The organism is Mycobacterium sp., from assembly GCF_049647605.1.
Lineage (GTDB): Bacteria > Actinomycetota > Actinomycetes > Mycobacteriales > Mycobacteriaceae > Mycobacterium.
Genome location: NZ_JBARXZ010000078.1, coordinates 1 through 8,749, shown reverse-complemented (window position 1 = coordinate 8,749; position 8,749 = coordinate 1). Strand labels below are relative to the sequence as shown.

Genomic DNA, 8,749 nt, shown 5'->3' with positions numbered 1-8,749 from the left:
GCCGAGAACCGGGCGAAGGCCATCGAAGAGGCCCGCCGCGAGGCCAAGCGCAAGGCCCTCGGACCGGTGGTGGAGGCCAAACCGGCTCGCCGCGGCACGGTTCGGGGGCTGAAGGTCGTGCTGTGCACGGTGTTGCTCGCCGTGATCGGCACAGCGTTCGGCCTGATCTTGTACTTCACCCCGTTGATGTCGGCGCGCGACATCTTGGTGGTCGGCACCGGTGAGCTGACCCGCGAGGAGGTCGTCGAGACGGCCGGTGTTCCGGTCGGCACGCCGCTGCTGCAGATCGACACCGATGTGGTGGCCGAGAAGGTGGCCGCGATCCGCCGGGTGGCCACCGCCCGGGTGCAGCGGGAGTACCCGTCGACACTGCGGATCACCGTCGCCGAGCGGATTCCCATTGCGGTGAAGGACTTTCCCGACGGCCCGCATCTCTATGACCGGGACGGGGTCGATTTTGCGACCGGCCCGGCGCCGTTGAACCTGCCGTATCTCGACGTGGAGAACCCGGGCCCGAATGATCCGCCGACCGTGGCGGCACTGGCGGTGTTGACCGCGCTGCGACCGGAGGTGGCGGGGCAGGTCGGGCGGGTGGCTGCGCCGTCGGTGGCCTCGATCACGCTGACGTTGACCGACGGGCGGGTTGTGGTGTGGGGGACCGAGGACCGCACTCAGGAGAAGGCCAACAAGCTGGCGGCACTGTTGACCCAGCCCGGCCAGACCTATGACGTGTCGAGTCCGGATCTGCCCACCGTCAAGTAGCCCCTTTCGGCGAGCGCGCGCGTCTGTCCGCGACACGCCGCGCTCACACGTACAAATGCGTGCGCTCGCGCAGGGGGAAGTAGCCGGAAATCCGGTCAACTTTTCCGCGGGTCGTCGGCGCGCCTGCAGGGATACCTCCGGCCGCGGCCCTACCGTTCTGGTTGCGCGGATTTACTTGACATAACTCTAAGCCTATGGTTGAGGTTGAGGGTTTAGGGACACGCCGGACGTAACCGGATCAGGGACCATCCGCTGACTACGTAACCCACTCAGGGAGGAAGACGACCGATGACCCCCCCGCACAACTACCTCGCCGTAATCAAGGTGGTCGGCATCGGCGGCGGCGGCGTCAATGCCGTCAACCGCATGATCGAACAGGGCCTCAAGGGCGTCGAGTTCATCGCCATCAACACCGACGCTCAGGCGCTGTTGATGAGTGATGCCGACGTCAAGCTCGACGTGGGTCGTGACTCGACCCGCGGTCTCGGAGCCGGAGCCGACCCCGAAGTCGGGCGCAAGGCCGCCGAAGACGCCAAGGACGAAATCGAAGAGCTGCTCCGCGGCGCCGACATGGTGTTTGTCACCGCCGGTGAGGGTGGCGGTACCGGTACCGGTGGCGCACCGGTGGTGGCCACGATCGCGCGCAAGCTCGGCGCGCTGACCGTGGGTGTGGTGACGCGCCCGTTCTCGTTCGAGGGCAAGCGCCGCAGCAACCAGGCCGAATCCGGGATCACCTCACTGCGTGAGAGCTGCGACACCCTGATCGTCATCCCGAACGATCGGCTGCTGCAGATGGGTGACGCCGCGGTGTCGCTGATGGACGCGTTCCGCAGCGCCGACGAGGTGCTGCTCAACGGTGTCCAGGGCATCACCGACCTGATCACCACGCCGGGGCTGATCAATGTCGACTTCGCCGACGTCAAGGGTGTCATGAGTGGCGCCGGCACCGCGTTGATGGGGATCGGCGCCGCCCGCGGTGACGGCCGGGCGCTCAAAGCTGCCGAGATCGCCATCAATTCGCCGCTCCTGGAAGCCAGCATGGAAGGCGCCCAAGGCGTACTGCTGTCGGTGGCCGGTGGCAGTGACCTCGGTCTGTTCGAGATCAACGAGGCAGCCTCGCTGGTGCAGGATTCGGCTCACCCCGACGCCAACATCATCTTCGGCACCGTGATCGACGACTCCCTCGGTGACGAGGTGCGGGTCACCGTGATCGCGGCCGGCTTCGAAACCGGTGCGGCCAGCCGCAAACCCGCGGTCGGAGCCACCGGTTCCGGGGGGCAGACCGTCGCCCAGGGCCGTGCCGGCAAGGTGTCGTCCTCGCTGTTCGAACCGTCCGACGCCGCCAGTGTTCCGTTGCACACCAACGGTGCAACCGTCCGGGTGGGCGGCCCGGATGATGACGACGACGTGGATGTTCCGCCCTTCATGCGGCACTGAGTCCGGTGACGACGCCACGGATACTGGGCGCATGACCGTTACCATCCGCCGCGTCACCACGACGCGGGCCGGCGGCGTCTCGGCGCCGCCGTTCGGCACCTTCAATCTGGGTGATCACGTCGGGGACAAGCCTGCAGCCGTTGCCGCCAACCGGGCCCGGCTGGCCAAGTCCATCGGTGTTGCTCCCGATCACCTGGTGTGGATGAACCAGGTGCACGGCGACAACGTGGTGCGTGTCGATCAACCGCAGACCGGCGCGGTCGATGCCACCGACGCCTTGATCACGACCACCCGTGGGCTGGCCCTGGCCGTGGTGACCGCCGACTGTGTGCCGGTGCTGTTGGGTGATGCCCGCGCCGGTGTGGTCGCCGCGGTGCACGCCGGGCGGGTCGGCGCGCAGCACGGTGTGGTGGTTCGCACGGTCGAGGCGATGACGGCCGCGGGAGCATCGATCGAAGACATTTCGGTGCTGCTCGGTCCGGCGGTCAGCGGCGCGAATTACGAAGTGCCTGCGGCGATGGCCGACGAGGTGGAGGCGGCCCTGCCGGGCAGCCGCACCGTCACCGCCAGGCGGACGCCGGGTCTGGACCTGCGGGCCGGAATCGTGCGGCAGCTGCGTGATCTGGGTATCACCGCCGTCTCGGTGGATCCGCGGTGCACTGTCGCCGACAAGTCACTGTTCAGCCACCGGCGCGACGCGCCGACCGGGCGGCTCGCCTCAGTGGTGTGGATGCAGTGACCGAATCGATCCGCAAAGAACAACTGGCGGAGGCGTTGGCACACCTGCGATCTCGTGTCGCCGACGCCGCTCGCGCGGCCGGCCGTGCTCCCGACGACGTCGAGTTGTTGCCCATCACCAAGTTCTTCCCGTCGTCCGATATCGCGATTCTGTCGGAGCTGGGGTGCCGGGCATTCGGCGAATCCCGTGATCAGGAAGCCACCCGGAAACTCGGTGAGCTGGCGGGACGGATCCCCGCCGACACCCGGTGGCACATGGTGGGCACCATCCAGAGCAACAAGGCTCGTCACATCGCATCGTGGGCGCATGTGGTGCATTCGGTCGGCAGCGACAAGGTCGTCGCAGCGCTGGCTCGTGGGGTCCAGGCCGCCCTGGACGACGGTGTTCGCACCTCGTCGCTGTCGGTGTATCTCCAGTTGAGCCTCGACGGGGATCAGGCCCGCGGCGGGGTGGACGTCGAGGATCGGGACCGGGTCGACGCCCTCTGTGCAGCGGTGAATGCTGCTGAGGGACTTGATCTTGTGGGATTCATGGCGATCCCGCCGCTGGGCGTCGATGCCGATTCTGCGTTCACGCGGTTAGCGGCGGAGCGGGACCGGGTACAAGGCGGTTATCAGCACCGTCTCGGTCTGTCGGCGGGGATGTCCGGCGACTTGGAGGCGGCAGTCAAACATGGGTCGACATGTGTGCGTGTCGGAACCGCTCTTCTGGGATCTCGCCCGCTAACGTCACCGTGAGTAGTCACTCTAGTCACATCTTTATCACCGGCACCAAAAGCTTTCGGACACATCAGCCCATCCAGAGAGGTCAAGAGATGAGCACGCTTCACAAGGTCAAGGCCTACTTCGGGATGGCACCCCTAGACGAGTACGACGACGAGTACTACGAGGATGACGACCGCGGCGCTGGACGCGGATATCCGCGTCGCGCAGAGCGTTTCACCGAGGCCGGGGAATACGCCCCGGGCTACGAGCGGGACCGCTACGCCGATCGTCCGGACCCTCGCGAGCACGAGTACGACGACGTCCGGGATCCGCGCGACGCGGAGTACGCGCCGGGTTACCGCGGCGCCTACGCCGAAGAGCCACGCTTCCGGCCGCGCGAGTTCGACCGCCCGTCGCCGCGTCTGGGCGCGATGCGCGGCTCCACCCGCGGCGCGCTGGCCATGGACCCGCGGCGGATGGCCGAACTATTCGAGGCGGGCAGCCCACTGTCGAAGATCACCACGTTGCGTCCCAAGGACTACAGCGAGGCACGCACCATCGGAGAGCGTTTCCGCGAGGGCAATCCGGTGATCATGGACCTGGTGTCGATGGACAACGCCGACGCCAAGCGGCTGGTCGATTTTGCGGCCGGTCTGGCGTTTGCGCTGCGTGGTTCCTTCGACAAGGTTGCCACCAAGGTCTTTCTGCTGTCGCCCGCCGATGTCGAGGTCACCCCGGAGGAGCGTCGCCGGATGGCTGAGGCCGGCTTCTACTCCTGATGCAGTACGCCGAACGGCAGCGGGTTCGCCGCTGTCGTGGCGTATCGGTAAGCTGGCGAGGGCGTTTCGCCGCCGATGTCCCGTTCACTGGCGGTGTCGGCAACATCACCCACCCTCGTCAGTAAGGTCGGCTCGCGTTGGCGCTCTTCTTCGAAATTCTGGGTTTCGCGCTGTTCGTCTTCTGGCTGCTACTGATAGCCCGGGTAGTTGTCGAATTCATCCGTTCGTTCAGTCGTGACTGGCATCCGCGTGGGTTCACCGTGGTGGTGCTCGAGGTCATCATGAGCGTGACGGATCCGCCGGTGAAACTGTTGCGTCGACTCATTCCGCAACTCACCATCGGCGCCGTCCGCCTCGATCTGTCGATCATGGTTTTGTTGCTGCTGGCGTTTGTCGGCATGCAGATGGCTTTTGGTGCCGCAGTCTGACCGGCGTGGCTTTCGGTGCTGAATCTGCGCCCGCAGTCGTTTGACGAGCGGGCTCACCTGGGATTTTCGGCGTTCCGAGGGAACTTTGAAATTCGCTCTTAATTATTGGGCTGAACCTCAACCGCCGGGTCGGGTGTGACAGGATGGACGCCAGTTACAGTACGGCCACTTGGTTGGTCTAAGGTTTTACTTCGAAGATCGGATCGACCGTCCAGACCTGAGGGGGCAGAAAATGCCGCTTACACCAGCCGACGTGCACAATGTGGCGTTCAGCAAACCGCCGATCGGCAAGCGCGGCTACAACGAGGACGAGGTCGACGCCTTCCTCGATCTGGTGGAGAACGAGCTGACCAGACTCATCGAGGAGAACGCCGACCTGCGTCAGCGGGTCAGTGAGCTCGACCAGGAGCTCGCCTCCGCCCGAGCGGGTGGGGGAGTGCAGGCTACCCAAGCGATACCGCTTTATCAGCCTGAGCCCGAGCCAGAGCCCGCGCCGCAGCCCACTTACGAGGCGCCTGCACCGGCGCCCGTCCCGGTGCAGGCCGCTGCACCGGCCGGCGAGGAAGCGCATCTCAAGGCCGCACGTGTGTTGGCACTCGCGCAGGACACGGCGGACCGGCTCACCGGCACCGCCAAGGCGGAGGCCGACAAGCTGCTCGCCGATGCGCGGACCAACGCCGACGCAATGGTCAGCGAGGCCAAGCGCACCGCTGAGTCCACGGTGACCGAAGCCCGTAACCGGGCGGACGCCATGCTGTCGGATGCACAGTCTCGCTCGGAGACGCAGCTGCGCCAGGCTCAGGAGAAGGCAGACGCCTTGCAGGCCGACGCCGAGCGCAAGCACTCCGAGATCATGGGCACCATCAACCAGCAGCGCACCGTGCTCGAAGGCCGGCTGGAGCAGCTGCGCACCTTCGAGCGTGAATACCGGACCCGGCTCAAGACCTACCTGGAATCCCAGCTCGAGGAGCTCGGCCAGCGTGGCTCGGCGGCGCCGGTGGATTCCAGCGCCGGTAACGACGGTGGCTTCAACCAGTTCAACCGCGGCAACAACTAGCCGGTAACGATCAATGCTGATCGTTGCACTAGTCCTTGCCGTCATCGGTCTTGCGGCGCTGGTGACCGCGGTGGTCACCAGCAATGCCGTCATCGCCTGGGTGTGTATCGGTGCCAGTGTGGTGGGTGTTGTCCTGCTGATCGTCGACGCCATCCGAGAGCGGCAGACGAGTCATTCAGAGGCCGAAGACGGGGATGACGTCACCGAATCCGGTGAGGCCATCGACGCGACGTATCAGAACTTCGACGCCGAGTATCCCGACGACGAGCCGGCGACCCAGGTGATCAAGACCGGGTCGGCGGCTGAGGGTTCCGACGCAGATTCACCGCAGGCCGGTGAGCCGTCAGGACCGGTCGGCGAGTACCCGGACGCCGAATCCGGCGCCGACGATACTTCTGTAACGGATGACGTTCCCGTAACGGATGATGTTCCCGTAACGGATGATGTTCCCGCAGCGGATGATGTTCCCGCAGCGGATGATGTTCCCGCAGCCGAGGCAACAGACGAGAGCCCCGCGCAGGACGATGTTCCCGCCGACGGCTCGGCGGATCCCAAAACAGCGTCGACCTAGAACCGGCGCTAGACCGAGCCCAGTGCGGCGGCCACCGCGGCGTCATCCACCTGGTCGAAGTCCCGGTAGGACAGGCCGACGGCCAGGAACGGGTCCGGTGTCTGCACACAGACCACGTGATCGGCGCAGTCGGGGAACAAGCCGGTGACGATGCTGGGTCCGGTGGGTACCGCCACCACCAGACGGGCGGGCTCCGCGTCACGCACTGCCAGTGCCGCAACATGCATGCTGGCCCCGGTTGCCACACCGTCGTCGACCAGCACCACGGTGTGGCCCGTCACCTCCATGGGTGGGCGGCCCTGCCGGTACAGATTTTCGCGGCGCTCCAGCTCACGCAGTTCTCGTACGGCGACAGCGTCGATGTCGTCTGGTGTGATGCCGAGATCGGTGACCAGGCTGTGGTTGAGGATCATCCGGGTCCTGGAGATCGCTCCGAGCGCCAACTCTTCGTGACCGGGCACCCCGAGCTTGCGGACCACCGCGACGTCCAGCTTGGCGTGCAGCTCCTGCGCCACCACCGCGGCCACCGGCACGCCACCGCGGGCCAGCCCGATCACCACCACGTCGGCGCCGTGGACGTCGGGAAGGCGCTCCGACAGCGCCGCTGCCAGGGCGTGCCCAGCGTCGGTGCGATCGACGAATCCGTTGAGCTGCTTGCGCCGCAGGAACCCTCCGGCCATGTCAGGCGGGTTCACTGTGACCGGAAAGTTCAAACTCCGGGACGGCCGTCGACGACGCTGCGGATCAAGCCGACGGTCAGCTCGGTCCACGAGCTCCACCGGCGCAGCAGGTAGTGGTCGGCGCCGTCGAGCCCGACCCATCGGGCGTCCACCCCTCGGGCCGCGGCGGCGGCCACCTGGTTGCGTGAGGTCCCCGGATCGGTCCAGGTGTCGGCGGTGCCGTGGACCGCGAGTAGCCGGGTGGCCGGGGTGATCAGGGCGGCGTCATCGGCGGGCCACCACGGGGCGAGCGCAACAACACCGCCTACCGGTTGTTCCCCGGCCAGATGGGCGGCGACTCGGGCGCCCATCGAGTGTCCGACCACGATGATCTGCCGCGGTGCGACGGACTCGGTGAGGCCGGCCAGTGCCGACCGCGCGTCGGCGAGTGCATCCAGACGCGGGCTGTTCCAGCCGCGCAGCCGGTACCGCAGTCGCTGCAGCCGGATCGTGGCGCCGAATTCGCGGCGCAGGTCGGCGGCCAGCAGCGCCATCCGCACATTGGCCAGCTGCCACGGCCGGGTCGGCGCCGAACTGGTGGGTTTGCCGCCGGGCAGCACAAGCACAGTCATCACAAGGGTGATTCGGAGTCGAAGCAGGTCTGAGATCGGTGTGGGTGGGGTATGTGTGACAGATCATGGGAATCCACCACACCAGCGTGCTCGACCATCCGTGCGACGAGGTGTTCGGCTGGCACGGCCGCCCCGGCGCCATCCACCGCCTGATCCCGCCCTGGCAGCCCATGTCGGCGGTGCAGGAGGCGACATCATTGGCCGACGGACGCGCAGTCCTGGCCCTGCCGGGCGGGCTGCGGTGGGTGGCCCAGCACGATCCGGCCGCGTACTCGCCGCCGCACCGGTTCGCCGATGATCTTGTCGCCGGCGGGCTGCGCAGCTGGCCCACGCTGGCCACCCGGCGCTGGCGGCACCTGCACGAGTTTGCCGATCGCGGTGACGGGACCACGCTGCTGACGGACACCGTGGAGACACCCGTACCGGGTCGGCTGCTGCGATCGACATTCGTCTACCGGCACCGCCAGACCGCCGACGACCTGGCCGCCCATCGCGCGGCCCGGACCGCGGGGCTGGCGCCGATGACGGTGGCCGTCACCGGGGCCGGCGGTCTCGTCGGTACCGCGCTGTGTGCATTCCTGACCACCGGTGGGCATCGGGTGATTCGGTTGAGCCGCAGCGGTGCGGCGAATCCTGATGAGCGGCACTGGGATCCCGAAGCCCCGGCCGCCGATCTGTTCGACGGTGTGGACGCCGTCATCCACCTGGCCGGTACCTCCATCTCCGGCCGGTTCACCGACGCCCACAAGGCCGCGATCCGCGACAGCCGGATCGAACCCACCCGCCGGCTGGCGGAGGTCGCCGCCCGCAGCTCCGATGGCCCGACGGTGTTTGTCAGCGCTTCGGCGATCGGGTTCTACGGCTATGACCGCGGCGATACCGAACTGACGGAGGACAGCAGCGGCGGCGACGGTTTCCTGGCCGAGGTGGTCGCCGAGTGGGAGGCGGCGACCGCGCCGGCCGCCGATGCCGGATTGCGGG

General features: G+C 67.2%; 10 protein-coding genes and 1 pseudogene. 9 read left to right on the top strand and 2 right to left on the bottom strand.

What is annotated here, in order from left to right; genetic code table 11:
- The 8 genes and pseudogenes from WBB07_RS09900 to WBB07_RS09865 all read left to right on the top strand — a co-directional run.
- Nucleotides 1-762 (top strand): cell division protein FtsQ/DivIB (locus WBB07_RS09900; protein ID WP_526307122.1); only part of this gene is annotated, 762 nt, incomplete at its 5' end.
- A gap of 288 nt (nucleotides 763-1,050) precedes the next feature.
- Nucleotides 1,051-2,199: a cell division protein FtsZ gene (gene ftsZ, locus WBB07_RS09895; RefSeq protein WP_526307120.1), complete on the top strand. Its 1,149-nt coding sequence runs from the start codon at nucleotides 1,051-1,053 to the stop codon at nucleotides 2,197-2,199.
- Nucleotides 2,200-2,230: 31 nt separating this feature from the next.
- A complete protein-coding gene (gene pgeF, locus WBB07_RS09890) occupies nucleotides 2,231-2,938 on the top strand; it encodes a peptidoglycan editing factor PgeF (protein ID WP_526307118.1) in 708 nt (235 codons plus the stop codon).
- Complete coding sequence (locus tag WBB07_RS09885; RefSeq protein WP_526307116.1) at nucleotides 2,935-3,675, top strand: YggS family pyridoxal phosphate-dependent enzyme; 741 nt, start codon at nucleotides 2,935-2,937, stop codon at nucleotides 3,673-3,675. The genes pgeF and WBB07_RS09885 overlap by 4 nt, the downstream gene beginning before the upstream one ends.
- A 77-nt stretch (nucleotides 3,676-3,752) precedes the next feature.
- Nucleotides 3,753-4,421 (top strand): cell division protein SepF, encoded by a 669-nt coding sequence (locus tag WBB07_RS09880; RefSeq protein ID WP_526307114.1) that lies wholly within the window; start codon nucleotides 3,753-3,755, stop codon nucleotides 4,419-4,421.
- A 137-nt stretch (nucleotides 4,422-4,558) separates the two neighbouring features.
- Nucleotides 4,559-4,849 (top strand): YggT family protein, encoded by a 291-nt coding sequence (locus WBB07_RS09875; protein ID WP_526307112.1) that lies wholly within the window; start codon nucleotides 4,559-4,561, stop codon nucleotides 4,847-4,849.
- Nucleotides 4,850-5,081: 232 nt separating this feature from the next.
- Complete coding sequence (gene wag31, locus WBB07_RS09870) at nucleotides 5,082-5,906, top strand: DivIVA-like cell division protein Wag31 (protein ID WP_526307110.1); 825 nt, start codon at nucleotides 5,082-5,084, stop codon at nucleotides 5,904-5,906.
- Between the two features lie 13 nt (nucleotides 5,907-5,919).
- Nucleotides 5,920-6,070 (top strand): annotated as a pseudogene (locus WBB07_RS09865) (hypothetical protein); the annotation flags it as partial.
- 415 nt (nucleotides 6,071-6,485) lie between these two features.
- Here WBB07_RS09865 and WBB07_RS09860 read toward each other — a convergent pair.
- The gene (locus WBB07_RS09860) at nucleotides 6,486-7,157 is read right to left on the bottom strand and encodes a phosphoribosyltransferase (RefSeq protein ID WP_526307108.1); all 672 of its coding nucleotides are present in this window, start codon (nucleotides 7,155-7,157) and stop codon (nucleotides 6,486-6,488) included.
- Between the two features lie 29 nt (nucleotides 7,158-7,186).
- Nucleotides 7,187-7,768 (bottom strand): dienelactone hydrolase family protein, encoded by a 582-nt coding sequence (locus WBB07_RS09855; protein WP_526307106.1) that lies wholly within the window; start codon nucleotides 7,766-7,768, stop codon nucleotides 7,187-7,189.
- 65 nt (nucleotides 7,769-7,833) lie between these two features.
- Between WBB07_RS09855 and WBB07_RS09850 the strand changes: the two genes are divergently transcribed.
- Nucleotides 7,834-8,749 (top strand): NAD-dependent epimerase/dehydratase family protein (locus WBB07_RS09850; RefSeq protein WP_526307104.1); only part of this gene is annotated, 916 nt, incomplete at its 3' end.